Below are 15,973 nucleotides of genomic sequence, written 5' to 3'. Positions count from 1 at the left end.
CCCGCTGTCACAGGGGCATCTTGGCGAACACCAGGAGGTAGACCCCGTAGCCGTACCCGAGCCCGGCCAGCCCCGCGGTCACCACGACCGCGGAGCGCGGCCGGGCTCGTGCCATCACGGCGGCCAGCGGCAGCAGCAGCGGGAACGCCGGCAGCAGGAACCGCGGCTTCGACTCGAAGTAGCCCGCCCCGCCCACGGCGATCACCAGCAGGACCGCGCTGTAGACGAGCAGCGGCAGCGGCGGCCGGTCGGCGAACAGCAGCACCGCCAGCAGCACGGCCGTGGCCAGCAGGAGCGCGGACACGGCGGTGGCGAGCGCCACGGGTCCGCCGCCGAGCACCTCCCCGACCTTGGACAGGGTGGCCCGGCCCCCGTCGAAGCGGGAGCCCCACTGCCGCTGGACGGCGAAGTACCCGGCCACGTCGTCGCGGGCCGCCCCGACGGCCGCCACGTACGCCAGCCAGCCCGCCGGCGCCAGCAGCCCGGCCGCCCACACACCGGGCGCCCGGGATCTTCGCACGAGCAGCGCGTGCAGGGCCGTGACGGACACGGCCGCGGCCACGGCGATCCCCGTGGGCCGGGTCAGCCCCGCGACCAGCGCCAGCGAAGCGGCGAGCAGCCAGCGCTCGCGCAGCAGCGCGTACAGCGACCAGGCGGCGAGCGCGACCAGCAGCGGCTCGGTGTAGGCGAGGGTGAGCACCACCGCGTGCGGGACCGCCGCCCACAGCGCGACCAGCAGCAGTGCGACGCGCCGCCCGGCCACCAGCTCGCCGACCCGGTAGACCCCGACGGCGGCCACCGCGGCCGCGGTCCAGGAGACGAAGAGCCCGCCCCACTCACCGCCGCCGGCCAGCCGTACCAGCGCCGGATACAGCGGGAAGAAGGCATAGTCGCTCTGCACCAGCCCGGTGACGGGCCAGATCTGGGTGCGGCCGTAGCCGTGCCGGGCGATGGCGAGGTACCAGACGGAGTCCCAGGAATGGCCCAGCACCCGCACGGGGCTGCGGCCGGCCCCCCAGGCGGCGAGGGCCAGCACGGCGGCCCCGGTCACGCGGATCGCGGCGAACACGCCGAGCGCGAGCGCGGCCGCGGGCACACCGACGGCCCTGACGTCCCGCGGCCGCACGAAAACAGACGTACTGCCCGTCGCCGTCATCTACCCCGACTTCCTGCGCTGCGTGCGTGAGGACGCCCATCCGGACGAGGAGGAGCCTCGGGCACACTAAACGCCCCCTGCCCCGCGCCGGGTGTGAACGGCTCGGGAAGCTCCGGTGACATCGGGCACTCCCCGGGGTGCGCCCCCGGCGGCACGCCGGCGGGGGCGCCGGGCAGGCTCCGGCGGGGGCGACTCAGAGCCGCCGCAGCCGTTCGACGGCCTCTTCGAGCACCTCGGTCTTCTTGCAGAACGCCCAGCGGACCTGCGTGGCGCCTGCGGCCTTGTCGTCGTAGAAGACCTGGTTGGGGATGGCGACGACCTCGCAGCGCTCGGGCAGGGCGCGGCAGAAGGCGAGGCCGTCCTTCTCGCCGAGAGGGGTGATGTCGGTGGTGATGAAGTAGGTGCCGCGCGGGCGGAAGACCTGGAAGCCGGCCGCCGCGAGGCCGTCGGCGAGGATGTCCCGCTTGGCGGCGAGGTCGGCGCGGAGAGCGTCGTAGTAGGCGTCCGGCAGGTGCAGGGCCTCGGCGATGGCGTACTGGAAGGGGCCCGAGGAGACGTAGGTGAGGAACTGCTTCGCCGAGCGGACCGCCGAGACGAGCTCCGGCGGGGCGGTGATCCAGCCCACCTTCCAGCCCGTGAACGAGTACGTCTTGCCCGCGCTGCTGATGGTGACCGTGCGCTCGCGCATGCCGGGGAAGCCCGCCAGCGGGGTGTGGGAGCCCTCGAAGACCAGGTGCTCGTACACCTCGTCGGTGACGACCAGCAGATCGCGCTCGACCGCCAGCGCGGCGATCGCCGCGAGCTCGTCCGGGGTCAGGACGGTGCCCGTGGGGTTGTGCGGGGTGTTCAGCAGCAGCAGCCGGGTGCGCGGGGTGACGGCGGCGCGCAGTTCGTCCAGGTCCAGGGCGAAGGCCCCGCCGTGCGGGCGCAGGGTGACGGGGACGCGGGTGGCGCCGGCCATCGCGATGCAGGCCGCGTAGGAGTCGTAGTACGGCTCCAGCGCGATGACCTCGTCACCGGGCTCCAGGAGGGCGAGGAGACAGGCGGCGATGGCCTCGGTGGCGCCCGCGGTGACCAGGACCTCGGAGTCGGGGTCGTAGCCGAGGCCGTAGAAGCGCTGCTGGTGCGCGGCGATCGCGGTGCGCAGCTCCGCAATGCCGGGTCCCGGCGGGTACTGGTTGCCCTGGCCGGTGAGGACCGCGCGGGAGGCCGCCTCGGCGATCTGCGCCGGACCGTCGGTGTCGGGGAAGCCCTGGCCGAGGTTGATCGACCCGGTGCGTGCGGCCAGCGCCGACATCTCCGCGAAGATCGTCGTGCCGAAGGCCGCCAGCCGGCGGTTCAGGAAGGGGCGGTCGCCGCCCACGGGTGCGCTCATGGGCGTCATCCTGCGGGCAACCTCTGGACTTGCTCAAGTGTGCTTTGGGCCGCGCGGGCCGGGGGCATTCCTCCGTCACGCGGGACGCGGGGATCCCGCTCCCCGGGAGGACCGGGGCGTGAGAGAGGGGCGGACATGGAGTTCGTCTTGATAGTGCTCGTGATCTGTGCGCTGATCGTGTTCCTCATGAGCCGGCTCGTGCGGAGGCTGGCGGGGCACGGCTCCCGCCCGCACCGCACGCGCCGCGGCAGGACCAGCTGGTGGGCCGGCAGCGACGGCTCGTCGGGCTGCGGTTCGTCGTCCTCGTGCGGTTCGTCGTCCTCCTGCGGCGGCGGGGGCGGGGGATGCGGCGGGGGCAGCTGACACGGGGTCGCGGACGCGGCCTTGACGGGGGCGTCCGGGGGGCCGTTTCCCCTCGGGCGCCCCGCGCGTTGTCCATGCATCCCGACGCGCGGGACGCAACCTGTTGAACACGTGAACTGCGGAGCCCCCGGGGGGATGTAAACCCCGTCAAGTTGGGTAAAAACGCTGTGAGTGCCGTGCCTTTCATGATTCCCTCGGTTGAGTAGACCAGTCCTCGGACCTCCCTGGACTTCCTGTGGACCCGTGCCGGTTTCCCCCCACCCGTGCTTGCTACCGCTGGCGGGCCCCGGCCCATCTCCCTCGCGCGTTTGCGGAGCCGACTCATGCTCACGACCCTCCAGACCTCCTACACCGACACGCGTGCCGCCGATCTCGCCTGGGCCCTGGGTCGGGACCGGCTGCCCGCCCTGGCCGTACTGAACCTCGAACTCGCGGGGGCGAAGGTCGAGTTGCGCCTGCTCGGGGCCTCCCATCAGGTTCTGCTGGAGGAGCGGGACGTGCTCTGCTCGGAGACGGTCGCCTGCATGCCCGGGAGCAGCACGCCGCTGCCGCTCGGCGTGGCGAAGCGGGTGGGCGACTGGGAGTACGAGTTCGCGGCGCGGGTCGAGACCCTGTCCCGGGGATCCTTCGCGGGGCGTGCGCAGGAGCTGCTCGCGCTGGTGGCCGACCACCCGAACGGCCTGGCGGGGACGTTCCCGGGGAGCCCGCACGCCTTCACCGCCATGCTCGCCCAGCGGTACGAGGGCCAGGTGCGGTGGCGCACCTGGCACGCGTACCCGCAGGAGGGGCAGTTGGTGGCCACCCGCACGCGGATCGGGGTGCGCACGGGCGCCGCGACGCCCGCCCTGGAATCGCCGGCGCTGCTCTAGGCCGTGCGGGGGAAGGGGAGTTCGGACGGTGTGCGCCCGGACGGCGCCCCGCGGCGCGGGGCGTGCGGTGTGGTTACGCCAAATGGCCGGATCGGTGCACCACTTACACCCATGTGGGTGACCGGCTGCGAGAGGGCCGTGACGTACGGTTCGCTTCATGATCGACCGTTCCGTCCCGCGCCGGGTCCTCCCGGCTCCGGAGCCGCGGGGCGCCGCGACCGTCCCGGCCGCCCTGCCCGTACGGCCCCGGACCGGCCGACTCCTGGTCCTGGCCACCGTGTTCGTCTGCGCGGCCTGCGGGCTCGTGTACGAGCTGGAGCTCCTCGCCCTGGGCACCTACCTGATCGGCGACTCCATCACCCAGGCGTCGGTCGTGCTGTCCGTCATGGTCTTCGCCATGGGCGTCGGCTCCCTGCTCGCCAAACGACTTAGGCACCGCCCCGCCCTCGGCTTCGCGGCCATCGAGGCCGGGCTCGCCCTTCTCGGCGGCCTGTCCGCCATGGCGCTGTACGCGAGCTTCGCCTGGCTCGGGGAATCCCGCCCGGCTCTCGTCGCGTTCTCCTTCGCCATCGGCATCCTCATCGGCGCGGAGATCCCACTGCTGATGGTCCTCATCCAGCGCATCCGCCGACAGGACGCGGGCGGCGCCGTCGCCGACCTGTTCGCCGCCGACTACGTGGGCGCCCTCGTCGGCGGGCTCGCCTTCCCGTTCCTGCTGCTGCCGATGCTCGGCCAGCTCACCGGCGCCATGCTCACCGGCACCGTCAACGCCGTCGTCGGCGGCGGGCTGGTCCTGTGGCTCTTCCGCAACGACCTGAGCCGGCGAAGCCGCTGGCTGCTCATCGCCGCGAACCTGACCGTCCTCGTCGTGCTGGCCTCCGCGACCGTCCTCGCCGACGACTTCGAGCGGCTCGCCCGGCGCGCCGTCTACGGCTCCGAGGTGCGGGTCGCCGTCCAGACCGGGGTGCAGGAGCTGGTGCTCACCGGCCCCGCGACCGGCTCCCCGCGCTCCCTCGACCTGTACCTCGACGGGCGGCTGCGGGTCAGCGGCTACGACGAGTACCGCTACCACGAGGCCCTGGTCCACCCCGCGATGACCGGCAGCCACGCCCGCGTCCTCGTCCTCGGCGGCGGTGACGGGCTCGCCGCCCGCGAGGTGCTGCGCTACCAGGACGTCGCGTCCGTCACCGTCGTCGAGCTCGACCCCGGCGTGGTCCGCCTCGCCCGCACCGACCCCATGCTCTCCGCGCTCAACGCGGGGGTGTTCGCCGATCCGCGCCTGGCCGTCGTCCACCAGGACGCCTTCCGCTGGCTGCGCGGGCCCGCCGCGAACGACCGCTTCGACGTGATCGTCTCCGACCTCCCCGATCCAGGCATCACCCCCAGCACGAAGCTGTACTCCCAGGAGTTCTACGGGCTGGCCGCGCGGGCCCTGGCCCCCGGCGGCCGGATGGCCGTGCACGCCGGGCCGCTGGCCACGCGGCCCCGTACGTACTGGACCGTCGACTCCACGCTCCGCGCGGCCGGCCTGCGCACCTCCCCCTACAGCGCGGGCGGCCGCCTCTCGGGCTTCGCCGCCGGCCCCGACCGCACCCCCCTCAGGGGTACCGGCGCGCCGTCGCAGGACTGGGGGTTCGTCCTGGCCGCCCGCGACCAGGAGCCGGCGCTGCGCGTGGACCGCGAGACGCCCGCGCTGCGCTCGCTGTCGACCGGCTCGCTCCAGGACGCGGCGCGCGACGCCGAACGCACCCGGGTGAGCGGACTTCCGCCGTCGACGCTGCCGCATCCGCGGTATTCGTGACCCGGTGCGGTCCAGGCCGTAGGCTCGACCGCATGGAGCATCAGGTGTTCGTCCCGGTACCGGCAGACGACCTCCGCGCCGTGCTGCGCGACCCCGCCCGCGTGGCCCGGTGCGTGCCGGGACTCCAGCAGGACGCCGACACGGGCGCCGGTCCGCTCTCCGGGCGGCTCAGGGTGCGGGCCGGCGGGAGCACCGTGACCTACCGGGGGTCCGCGGCCGTCATCGAGCAGGATCCCGACCACTTCACCTTTGAGGGTGAGGGCACGGAGGTGCGGGGCAGCGGCACCGTGAAGTTCTCCCTCGGGGTGCGCCTGACGCCGGTGCCGGGCGGGACCCGGTTGGACTTCGCCGCCCACGCCACCGCCGACGGGCGCGCCGCTTCCTTCGCGCCCGACGCCGCGGCCACGGCCCTGCGCAGGCTGCTCGACCGGGCCGCCGGCCAGCTGGCCGCGGGGACCGCGATCAGCGATCCCGTCGCCGAGGCCGAGGCCGAGGCCGAGGCCGAGGACGAGGCCGAGGACGGGGACGCCGACGGCCCGGCGGGGCCGCAGGACGAGGTCAGCGAGGTCAGCGCCACGGTCTTCGAGACCGAGGTGCCGCCGCCGTCCCTGGACCCCGCCCTGGACCCGTTCCTGGCCGGCGGGTTCGAGGACCTCGACGCGGCCGGGGCCCCGCACCCCCCGGCCGAGGCGGCCCACGCCCGCCGCACCATGATCGGCCGCAGCGCCGAGGAGGTGGACCACGCCCCTCCGCGCGGCCGGTACGCCCCGGTGCCCGCGCCGGCCGCCACCGCGGCCGGCGACAGCCTGCGCTGGATCGCCCCGGCCGCGGCGCTCGCGCTCGCCTCGGCCGTCGTCATCGGCCGTGCCCTGCGCCGCCGCCGCTGACCTGCGGCCCCAGACCCTCCACCCGGGCGGATTCACCTAGGGTCGACCGCATGAGTACGCAACTGAGCGCCGGCGGCACCGAGGTGACTGTCGACCAGGAGAACGGCTGCCGGATCAGCAGTCTGCGCATCGACGGGACCGAGCTGCTGCGCCAGGGGCCGAGGTACGGGTGCTTCCCGATGGTGCCGTGGTGCGGCCGCATGAAGGACGGCCGCTTCCACGACGGTGCGACCGTGCACCAGATGCCGCTGGACCATCCGCCGCACGCCCTCCACGGCCTCGGCCGCGACGTGCCGTGGCGGCCGGCCGGCGCGACCGCCACGGAGGCCGCCTTCACCTACGACCTCGTCGACCCCTGGCCGACCCCCGGCCGGGTCACCCAGGTCGTCACCCTCACCGAGGACTCGCTCACCCTCACCATGGGCGTCGAGACGTACGGGGACTCCTTCCCGGCCCAGGCCGGCTGGCACCCCTGGTTCCTGCGCAACCTCGGCGGCCGGGACGTGGAGATCGCCTTCGACCCCGCCTGGCAGGAGGAGCGCGGCGCCGACCACCTCCCCACCGGCAAGCGCACCGATCCGGCCCCCGGCCCCTGGGACGACTGCTTCGGCATGCCCGACGGTGTCGACGTCACCCTCACCTGGCCCGGCGCGCTGGAGCTGCGCATCACCAGCAGGTCCGAATGGGTGGTCGTCTACGACCAGGAGGACGAGGCCGTATGCGTCGAGCCGCAGTCCGGCCCGCCGAACGGGATCAACACCGCTCCGCGCCTGGTCACCCCCGTCGACCCGCTGGAGGTCTCCACGACCTGGACGTGGCGGCGGCTCGTCTAGCCCGCAACTAAGCTCGTCGGCATGAGTGACGTACGCGATGCGCTTCTGCAGCAGATCAAGGACAAGGCCGTCGTGCACGGCAAGGTGATCCTCTCCTCCGGCCGGGAGGCCGACTACTACATCGACCTCCGTCGGATCACCCTCGACGGCGAGGCGGCCCCGCTGGTCGGCCAGGTCATGCTCGACCTCACCGCCGAGCTGGACTTCGACTGCGTCGGCGGCCTGACCCTGGGCGCCGACCCGGTCGCCACCTCGATGCTGCACGCCTCCGCCGCCCGTGGTCAGCGCCTGGACGCCTTCGTCGTCCGCAAGGCGCAGAAGGCGCACGGCATGCAGCGCCGCATCGAGGGCACCGACGTGAAGGGCAAGCGCTGCCTGGTCGTCGAGGACACCTCGACCACCGGCGGATCCCCGCTGACCGCCGTCGAGGCCGTCCGCGAGGCCGGCGGCGAGGTCGTCGCCGTCGCCACGATCGTCGACCGCGGTGCGGCCGACGCGATCGCCGAGGCGGGCCTGCCGTACCTCACCGGCTACCGCCTCGAGGACCTCGGCCTGTCCTGACCGGCCACCGCCGCAACTGGCGGCAAAGGTCCTCGGCCACCGGTGAGGCGGCCCTGACCTGGCTTTTCCCTGCGGCCCGGGATGTTTCACGTGAAACATCCCGGGCCGTTCGCCCACCAGGTGAGGCCGGTGGGCTGGACCCTTGCGCGGAGTCTGGAAAGATAAGCGCGACGATGACGTCGCCCCCAGGTCAGGGCCCGTAATAAGCACACTCCCCGCACATCCAAGGAGCGGACAGATGCCCATCGCAACCCCCGAGGTCTACAACGAGATGCTCGACCGGGCGAAGGCAGGCAAGTTCGCCTACCCGGCCATCAACGTGACCTCGTCCCAGACCCTGCACGCTGCGCTGCGGGGCTTCGCGGAGGCCGAGAGCGACGGCATCATCCAGATCTCCACCGGTGGTGCGGAGTTCCTGGGTGGCCAGCACAACAAGGACATGGTCACGGGCGCCGTCGCCCTGGCGGAGTTCGCGCACATCGTCGCCGCCAAGTACGACATCACCGTCGCGCTGCACACGGACCACTGCCCCAAGGACAAGCTGGACGGCTACGTACGTCCGCTCCTGGACATCTCCGCCGAGCGCGTCGCGCGCGGTCTGAACCCGCTCTTCCAGTCGCACATGTGGGACGGCTCCGCCGAGACCCTGGCCGACAACCTGGCCATCGGCCAGGAACTGCTCGCCAAGGCCGTCGCGGCGAAGATCATCCTCGAGGTCGAGATCACCCCGACCGGCGGCGAGGAGGACGGCGTCAGCCACGAGATCAACGACGAGCTGTACACCACCGTCGAGGACGCGATCCGTACCGCCGAGGCCCTGGGCCTGGGCGAGAAGGGCCGCTACCTGCTGGCCGCCTCCTTCGGCAACGTCCACGGCGTCTACAAGCCGGGCAACGTCGTCCTGCGCCCCGAGCTCCTCAAGGACCTCCAGGCCGGTGTCGCCGAGAAGTTCGGCAAGGCCTCGCCGTTCGACTTCGTCTTCCACGGCGGTTCGGGCTCCACGGCCGAGGAGATCGCCACCGCGCTGGAGAACGGCGTCGTGAAGATGAACCTGGACACCGACACCCAGTACGCCTTCACCCGCCCGGTCGTGGACCACATGTTCACCAACTACGCCGGTGTCCTGAAGGTCGACGGCGAGGTCGGCACCAAGTCGAAGTACGACCCGCGCACCTGGGGCAAGGCCGCCGAGGCGGGCATGGCCGCGCGTGTCGTCGAGGCGTGCGCGAACCTGCGCTCCGCCGGCACCAAGATCAAGTAGTCGGCGCCGCTGCTGCCCGGCCGTAGCCGCGGCAGCAGTCGCACAGGAGGGCCCGACCCCCGTCCCACGACGGAGGCCGGGCCCTCCGGCGTTCGCAGGCGGTGGTGGACGGTGGCCCCACGATGGTGTGAACTGCATCCGGCGGTGGGGCGCGGAGGGGGACAGAGGCACATGAGGGCTGGAAGACCGCAGGTGAAGCAGGACCGTGCGGTGCGCACCCGGCGGGCCATCCTGGAGGCCGCCGCGGTGGTCTTCGAGGACCGGGGGTACGACGCGGCCAAGCTGACGGACATCGTCAGCCTCGCCAAGGTCACCAAGGGCGCGCTCTACTTCCACTTCGAGTCGAAGGAACACCTGGCGCAGGCCGTGATCGAGGCCCAGGTGAGCATGCACGCTCCGCTCGCCCCGCAGGAGTTCAAGGCGCAGGAGTTCGTCGACGTCGGCATGGTCTTCTCGCACCGGCTCCGGTACGACGTGCTGATGCGCGGCAGCGCGCGGCTCACCCTTGAGCACAACGGGCGGGAGCTGGACCGGGCCGCGCCGTACCTGGGGTGGATCGACCTGCACACCGCCCTGATGGCGGAGGCGAAGGAGCGCGGTGAACTGCATCCGCACGTGGACCCGTCGGCGGCCGCGCGGCTGGTGGTCGGGGCCTTCGCGGGGCTCAACGTCATGTCGCAGACCCTCGGCCTCGACCTGGACCGGGAGGTCTCGGCGCTCTACGCGAGCGTGATGCCGGGCCTGGTGGTCCCGGCCGTGGCGGAGCGGCTCGACACCGCGCCCGGCCGCGGTGCCAGGGCACTGCACGACGCGGACGAGGCCTGCCGGTGCGACGGCTCGGCAGCGCAGCCGCCCGCGCCCCGCGAGCCGGTCGCGGCAGCCCCCGCGCACTGACCGTCTCCCGCCCGGGCGGCGCCGAGGAACGCCGACGGGCCCTGCGGCCCCCGGCCCACGCCGAACCCATCGGATACCCCGGCCCCGGCGCGCGGCGAGCCCGGCGGCTTCTGCGGACCACCGCACCGCACCCCGGCCCCGGTCGTGCCGCCGGCGCCCGAGGAGGCCGACAGACCTGCGGCCCCCCCCCGCACGTGCCCCCGCCCCGCGGCGAGCCCGGCGGGTTCTGCGGACCACCGCCGGCGCGGCCGCGTCGAGGTGGACGGGGGGTCTTGGCCCCGCACCCCGCTCCGTGGCGAGCCCAGCGGATGCTCGGCCCTCGGCCCCGGCAGCCGGCCCCGCCCCGCGGCGAGCCCGGCGGGTTCTGCGGACCACCGCCGGCGCGGCCGCGTCGAGGTGGACGGGGGGTTTTGCGGACCACCGCACCCGGCAGACTGGGGGCATGTCCATTCACCAGAACCTGCTCGGGGGCCCCGCCCCCACCCACCTCCCCGACGAGCCCGGCCGTGAGGCCATCACCGCCGGCACCCCGGCCGTCGAGGTGGCCGCCGCGCACCCCACGTCCTCCCTCGCCTGGGCGGTCCTCGCCGACGAGGCCTTCGCCGCCGGCAGCACGGTGGAGTCGTACGCCTACGCCCGTACCGGCTACCACCGCGGTCTCGACGCGCTGCGCCGCGCCGGATGGAAGGGCCACGGCCCCGTCCCGTGGGAGCACGAGCCGAACCGCGGTTTCCTGCGCGCCCTGCACGCTCTGGCCCGCGCGGCCGAGGCGATCGGCGAGAAGGAGGAGTACGAGCGCTGCACGACCTTCCTGCGCGACTCGTCCCCGACGGCGGCGGACACGCTGAGCGCCTGATGCCGTACAGCGGGGAGTGACACACGGACATTTCATATGGTCTGCGTCACTCCCCGCTGGAGCGCCGGCGCGACGGCGCCCTATGATGCGGGCAGGGGACCGGGGCTCCACTCACCTCACGGAAGGAGCGGACCGCTACCCGGAAGCACGTGTCGAGGAGACAGCGATGTCGAACACCCTTGATGCCTCCGGAGTCGGCGGGGACACCCCGAACCTCGACTTCGACGGCACGACCCCGTACGAGGACTACGTCCAGGCGGACGTCCTCACCCACCTCCAGCACCTCCGCTCGGACGACCCCGGCGAGATGGTCTTCCTGGTCACGACCCAGGTCATGGAGCTGTGGTTCACGGTCATCGTCCACGAGTGGGAAACCGCCGCGAAGGCTCTGCGCGAGGACCGCATCCCGGTCGCGATGGATGCGCTGAAACGTTCCCTTCGTGAACTGGAGGCCCTCAACGCCTCCTGGCGCCCGCTCGCCCAGCTCACCCCGGCGCAGTTCAACGCCTACCGCGGTGCCCTCGGCGAAGGTTCCGGTTTCCAGTCGGCCATGTACCGCCGGATGGAGTTCCTGCTCGGCGAGAAGTCGTCCTCCATGCTGGTCCCGCACCGCGGTGCGCCGCGCGTCCACGCGGAGCTGGAGAAGGCCCTCCAGGAGCCCAGCCTCTACGACGAGGTGCTGCGCCTCCTGGCCCGCCGCGGCCTGCCGGTCCCGGAGTCCGTCCTGCACCGCGACCTCTCGACGCGCTACGAGGCCTCCGCCGAGGTCGAGGCCGTCTGGACCGGGCTGTACGCCGCCCCCGACGAGAACCTCGACCTCCACCGGCTCGGCGAGGTCCTCACCGACGTGGCCGAGCTCGTCTGGCGCTGGCGCAACGACCACCTGGTCGCCACCCGCCGCGCGATGGGCGCGAAGACCGGCACGGGCGGCTCCGCCGGGGTGGCCTGGCTGGAGAAGCGCGCGACGAAGAACGTCTTCCCGGAGCTCTGGACGGCGCGCAGCCATGTCTGACACCTCCGCCGACATAGCGGCGGACCTCCGCACCCGCGCGGCCGCCCTGGACGCCGCCGACGAGCTGGCGAAGCTGCGCGAGCGCTTCACCCTCCCCGAGGGCGTCGTCTACCTGGACGGCAACTCGCTCGGCGCCCTCCCGGCCGGCGTGGCCGCCACCACCGCCGACGTCGTCGCCCGGCAGTGGGGCGAGCTCCTCATCCGCTCGTGGGACGAGAGCGGCTGGTGGACGGCGCCCGAGCGGATCGGCGACAAGATCGCCCCGCTGATCGGCGCAGCCCCCGGCCAGGTGGTCGTCGGCGACTCCACCAGCGTCAACCTCTTCAAGGCCCTGGTCGGCGGCGCCCGCCTCGCCGCTCCCGGCCGGACGAAGCTGCTGGTCGACTCCGCGACGTTCCCCACCGACGGCTACATCGCGCAGTCCGCGGCCCGGCTGGCGGGCCTGACCGTCGTCCCCGTCGACCCCGCGCAGGCGGCGGAGGCGATCGACGCGGACACCGCCGTGGTCCTCCTCAACCACGTCGACTACCGCAGCGGCCGGCTCCACGACCTGCCGGCCCTCACGGCGGCGGCCCGCGCCGCCGGGGCGGTCGCGGTCTGGGACCTCTGCCACTCCGCGGGCGCCCTGCCCGTGGGCCTCGACGCGCACGAGGTCGACCTGGCGGTCGGCTGTACGTACAAGTACCTCAACGGAGGCCCCGGCGCCCCCGCGTACCTGTACATCGCCGCCCGTCACCAGGACGCCTTCGAATCCCCCCTGCCCGGCTGGAACGGCCACGCGGACCCCTTCGCGATGACCCCGGCCTACGAGGCGGCACGGGGCGCGACCCGCGGCCGCGTCGGCACCCCGGACATCCTGTCCATGCTGGCGCTGGAGGCGGCGCTCGACGCCTGGGACGGCGTCGCCGTCGAGGCGGTGCGCGCCAAGTCCCTCGCCCTGACCGACTTCTTCCTCGAATGCGTGGCGGCGTACGTCCCGCAGGGCCTGGTCGAGTCGGTCACCCCGGCCGAGCACGAGCGCCGGGGCAGCCAGGTCTCGCTGCGGACCGAGAACGCCCGAGAGGTCATGGGGGAGCTCATCGCCCGGGGTGTCATCGGCGACTTCCGCGCCCCCGACGTCCTGCGCTTCGGCTTCACTCCGCTGTACGTCGGTTTCGCCGACGCGGAGCGCGCAGCGCGCACGCTGGGTCACATTTTCGGGTGACGGGGTAGCGAAACGTCACATCACAGGGCGGGCGGGGCTACGGCTCCGTCCGCCCGGTCATATTCCGGGCCCGGCACGGAACCAGCTGTTCCAGACTGATACGGTCCCGCTCTGCCGGAACACCGGAACATCTGTCCCCGCTGTCCCACGCGTTACCGAGAGGTTGAGCCGATGACGGACCCCGCCGCCGTGGAACGGGACGCCGCCGAGGCCGCCTCGGCCTTCGCCCATCCGGCGGTCGCACCGGACGTGACGGCCGCATACGGGCAACACCCCGACCACGTCGTCGACTTCTACGCCCCGCGCGGCGAGACCACGGGCCCGGTCCCGCTCGTGGTGGTCCTGCACGGCGGGGCGTGGCGGGCCCCCTACGACAGGCAACACGCCACCCCCTTCGCGGACTTCCTGGCCCGGCGCGGTTTCGCCGTCGCCAACGTCGAGTACCGCCGGGGCAGTTCCCTGCCACACCAGAACGCCGGAACGCCGGTCGCCGGGCGCTGGCCGGAGACCTTCGACGACGTCGCCGCCGCGATGGACGCCCTCCCGGGCCTCGTCGCGGACGCCCTGCCGCAGGCCGACGTCCGCCGCGTCGTCGTCACCGGCCACTCGGCGGGCGGCCACCTCGCGCTGTGGGCCGCGGCCCGGCACGTCCTCCCGCACGGCTCGCCGTGGCGGCTGTCCGCGCCGCCGATGCTGCGCGGGGTGGTGGCGCTGGCGCCGATCGCGGACTTCACGGTGGCGGAGGAACTGGGCGTCTGCGGCGGGGCGAGCGCGCAACTGCTGGGCGGTGCCGACCACTGGGACGAGCGGCTGCCGTCGGCCGACCCGGCGGCGCTGCTGCCGACGGGCATCGCCACGGCGGTGGTCCAGGGCCGGGACGACATCGTGGTCCCGCAAGCGGTGGCCGAGGCGTATGTGGCGGCGGCGGCGAAGGCCGGCGAGATGGTGGGGCTGACCCTGCTCGACGGGGTCGGCCACTTCCCGCTGATCGACCCCGCGGCGGACGCCTGCGCGGTCGTGGCGGAGGAGATCTCCCAGCTGGCCTGGTAGCGGACCGCCCCCCGCCGCGCACCGTCCCCGCCACGGCGAAAACCCCTGGCGGGGATGTCCCACAGGCTGGGTACCCTGGTCGAGATTTGATCAGTTTGTGCCAAAGACCAACGAAAAATGGGGGGCCGGTGCGCAATCACCGACTCGTAATGACCGCTGCCGTCATGGCGGCGGGTCTCGGGCTCAGCCCGAGCGCGGCCTCGGCGGCCGAGGGACCGGCCAAGCCCGCCGTGCCGGGCCAGGTCAAGGCCGAGAAGGCCGCGAAGCCTGCGGGCGAGAAGTTCCACAGCCCTGCCGACCGCACGGTCCGCACGGCATTGCCGGACGCCGGCAACAAGGCCGCAGCCGACCATCCGGGGATCGAGGTGGCGATCGATGGTCGAAGTGACAGCGCATACGGGCTTGTTATCGACACCAAGATCACTGCACCGGACACCTTGCTCGACGTCGTCATCGACTGGGGCGACGGCCGGACGGAGAAGGCGAGCATCAAGGGGTCCGGCGCGCTGTCCCACGGGCACTCGTACGCCGAACTCGGCAATTACAAGGTGAAGGTCACTGCGACCGACGTCGCCAACGGAGTCCAGGCTGCCAACGAGGTCGCGTACGTGACCCCGGGCGCCAAGTTCGTACCGATCGACCCGACCCGGATGCTGGATACCCGTAACGGTACGGGCACGAGCGCCGGCAAGGTTCCCGGGCGGGGCTCGACCCGTGTGAAGGTGGCGTCCAGCCGCGACTTCCAGGACGGACTCACGGCGGTCGCCCTCAATGTCACCGTCACCAACACCACCGACAGCGGCCACGTCACGGTGTGGTCGGGGGACAAGAACTCCGGGCGGCCCGACACGTCGAACCTCAACTACACGGCTGGCGGCTCCGTCCCGAACATGGTCATCGTGCCAGTGGGCGCCGACGGCTACGTGGAGCTCTTCAACGGCGGCTGGAGTTCGGTCGACCTGATCGCCGACATCACGGGCCGCTTCGTCCGTACAGGGGGCAGCGGCTACACCTCGATGGCCCCGGCGCGGTTCGTCGACACCCGCGAGGGCCTGGGCACGACCAGGGGCCAGCTCGCCGGACGGGGCACCTTCGAGACGCAGATCAGCGGCCTGAAGGGGGTACCCCAGGGCATTACGGCCGTGGCCCTGAACGTGACCGTGACGGACCCGAAGCAGGCCGGACACCTGTCCGTCTTCCCTGGCGGCCCGACCCCGACCGCGTCGAGCCTGAACTTCACCGCCGGGCAGACGGTCGCCAACTCCGTGATCGTGCCCGTGAGCGCGGACGGCAGGATCAGTGTCTTCAACGGGGCCTGGGCCGGTGCGGACGTGATTGTCGACGTCGTGGGCCACTACAACAAGGACAGCAAGGCGGCGTACCGGCCGATCGGCCCGTGGCGGACGCTCGACACGCGCGATCCCGAAAGCTGGTGGCCGGGCGGGCGCCTGCCGGCCCGCGGGTACATCCCCCAGTGGTACGCGCCCGATGACGACCCCGCGGCTGACGAGGCCTTCGTGCTCAACACCACCGTCACCACCACGGTGGACTCCGGATTCCTCTCCGTGGCCCCGAGTCCCTTCCCGTGGCTGGTGAACGACCGGCCCGGGGCGCCCGTCCCGCCCCGTCCCGGTTCCTCCACCCTGAACTGGACGAAGGGCGCCACCGTCGCGAACCTGGTGCAGGCCGCTTCCGGCGACCACGGCATCGTCCACTTCTGGAACCAGGGCTGGAAGGACGCCGACCTGATCGTCGACTTCTACGGCATCTACGAGACCGACTGATCAGCCGGTCCGCGCCTGCGGAGAGAGCCCCGCCCGATCTCACGATCGGGCGGGGCTCTCGCTCGTT

Annotated in this window: 14 protein-coding genes; 12 read left to right on the top strand and 2 right to left on the bottom strand. The window is 73.0% G+C overall.

What is annotated here, in order from left to right:
- Positions 1 to 7: 7 nt before the first annotated feature.
- The gene (locus AVW11_RS15470) at positions 8 to 1,126 is read right to left on the bottom strand and encodes a hypothetical protein (protein ID WP_234330859.1); all 1,119 of its coding nucleotides are present in this window, start codon (positions 1,124 to 1,126) and stop codon (positions 8 to 10) included.
- Between the two features lie 223 nt (positions 1,127 to 1,349).
- A complete protein-coding gene (locus AVW11_RS15465) occupies positions 1,350 to 2,540 on the bottom strand; it encodes a pyridoxal phosphate-dependent aminotransferase (protein WP_076044272.1) in 1,191 nt (396 codons plus the stop codon).
- A gap of 677 nt (positions 2,541 to 3,217) precedes the next feature.
- Between AVW11_RS15465 and AVW11_RS15455 the strand changes: the two genes are divergently transcribed.
- The 12 genes from AVW11_RS15455 to AVW11_RS15400 all read left to right on the top strand — a co-directional run bounded on the left by AVW11_RS15455 (position 3,218) and on the right by AVW11_RS15400 (position 15,906).
- Entirely contained in the window at positions 3,218 to 3,763 is a 546-nt protein-coding gene (locus AVW11_RS15455) for a DUF2617 family protein (RefSeq protein ID WP_030838827.1), read from the top strand.
- A 157-nt stretch (positions 3,764 to 3,920) separates the two neighbouring features.
- Positions 3,921 to 5,564, top strand: coding sequence for a polyamine aminopropyltransferase (locus AVW11_RS15450; protein ID WP_030838824.1), 1,644 nt, complete (start codon positions 3,921 to 3,923; stop codon positions 5,562 to 5,564).
- Between the two features lie 32 nt (positions 5,565 to 5,596).
- Positions 5,597 to 6,451 carry an SRPBCC family protein gene (locus tag AVW11_RS15445; protein ID WP_076044271.1) on the top strand — a complete coding sequence of 285 codons (855 nt, stop codon included), beginning with the start codon at positions 5,597 to 5,599 and terminating at the stop codon, positions 6,449 to 6,451.
- A 50-nt stretch (positions 6,452 to 6,501) separates the two neighbouring features.
- Entirely contained in the window at positions 6,502 to 7,284 is a 783-nt protein-coding gene (locus AVW11_RS15440; RefSeq protein WP_060177063.1) for an aldose epimerase family protein, read from the top strand.
- 21 nt (positions 7,285 to 7,305) lie between these two features.
- Positions 7,306 to 7,845, top strand: a complete 540-nt coding sequence (pyrE, locus tag AVW11_RS15435; protein ID WP_030817422.1) for an orotate phosphoribosyltransferase — start codon at positions 7,306 to 7,308, stop codon at positions 7,843 to 7,845.
- Between the two features lie 238 nt (positions 7,846 to 8,083).
- Positions 8,084 to 9,106 (top strand): class II fructose-bisphosphate aldolase, encoded by a 1,023-nt coding sequence (gene fbaA / locus AVW11_RS15430; RefSeq protein ID WP_030838816.1) that lies wholly within the window; start codon positions 8,084 to 8,086, stop codon positions 9,104 to 9,106.
- Between the two features lie 192 nt (positions 9,107 to 9,298).
- Entirely contained in the window at positions 9,299 to 10,000 is a 702-nt protein-coding gene (locus AVW11_RS15425) for a ScbR family autoregulator-binding transcription factor (RefSeq protein WP_240528183.1), read from the top strand.
- Positions 10,001 to 10,442: 442 nt separating this feature from the next.
- Positions 10,443 to 10,856, top strand: coding sequence for a DUF3151 domain-containing protein (locus AVW11_RS15420; RefSeq protein WP_030838810.1), 414 nt, complete (start codon positions 10,443 to 10,445; stop codon positions 10,854 to 10,856).
- A gap of 166 nt (positions 10,857 to 11,022) precedes the next feature.
- Positions 11,023 to 11,868 (top strand): tryptophan 2,3-dioxygenase family protein, encoded by an 846-nt coding sequence (locus AVW11_RS15415; protein WP_076044269.1) that lies wholly within the window; start codon positions 11,023 to 11,025, stop codon positions 11,866 to 11,868.
- Positions 11,861 to 13,072 (top strand): kynureninase, encoded by a 1,212-nt coding sequence (kynU, locus tag AVW11_RS15410; RefSeq protein ID WP_076044268.1) that lies wholly within the window; start codon positions 11,861 to 11,863, stop codon positions 13,070 to 13,072. Before AVW11_RS15415 ends, kynU begins: the two co-directional genes overlap by 8 nt.
- A 171-nt stretch (positions 13,073 to 13,243) precedes the next feature.
- Positions 13,244 to 14,122: an alpha/beta hydrolase gene (locus AVW11_RS15405; RefSeq protein ID WP_060177061.1), complete on the top strand. Its 879-nt coding sequence runs from the start codon at positions 13,244 to 13,246 to the stop codon at positions 14,120 to 14,122.
- A 149-nt stretch (positions 14,123 to 14,271) separates the two neighbouring features.
- On the top strand, positions 14,272 to 15,906 hold the full coding sequence (locus AVW11_RS15400) for a hypothetical protein (RefSeq protein WP_076044267.1): 1,635 nt from the start codon (positions 14,272 to 14,274) through the stop codon (positions 15,904 to 15,906).
- The last annotated feature ends 67 nt before the right edge of the window (positions 15,907 to 15,973 follow it).

Source organism: Streptomyces amritsarensis (assembly GCF_001953875.1).
Taxonomy (GTDB): domain Bacteria; phylum Actinomycetota; class Actinomycetes; order Streptomycetales; family Streptomycetaceae; genus Streptomyces; species Streptomyces amritsarensis.
Note: the sequence above shows the minus strand (reverse complement) of the source record. Positions and strands in the feature narration are given on the sequence as shown.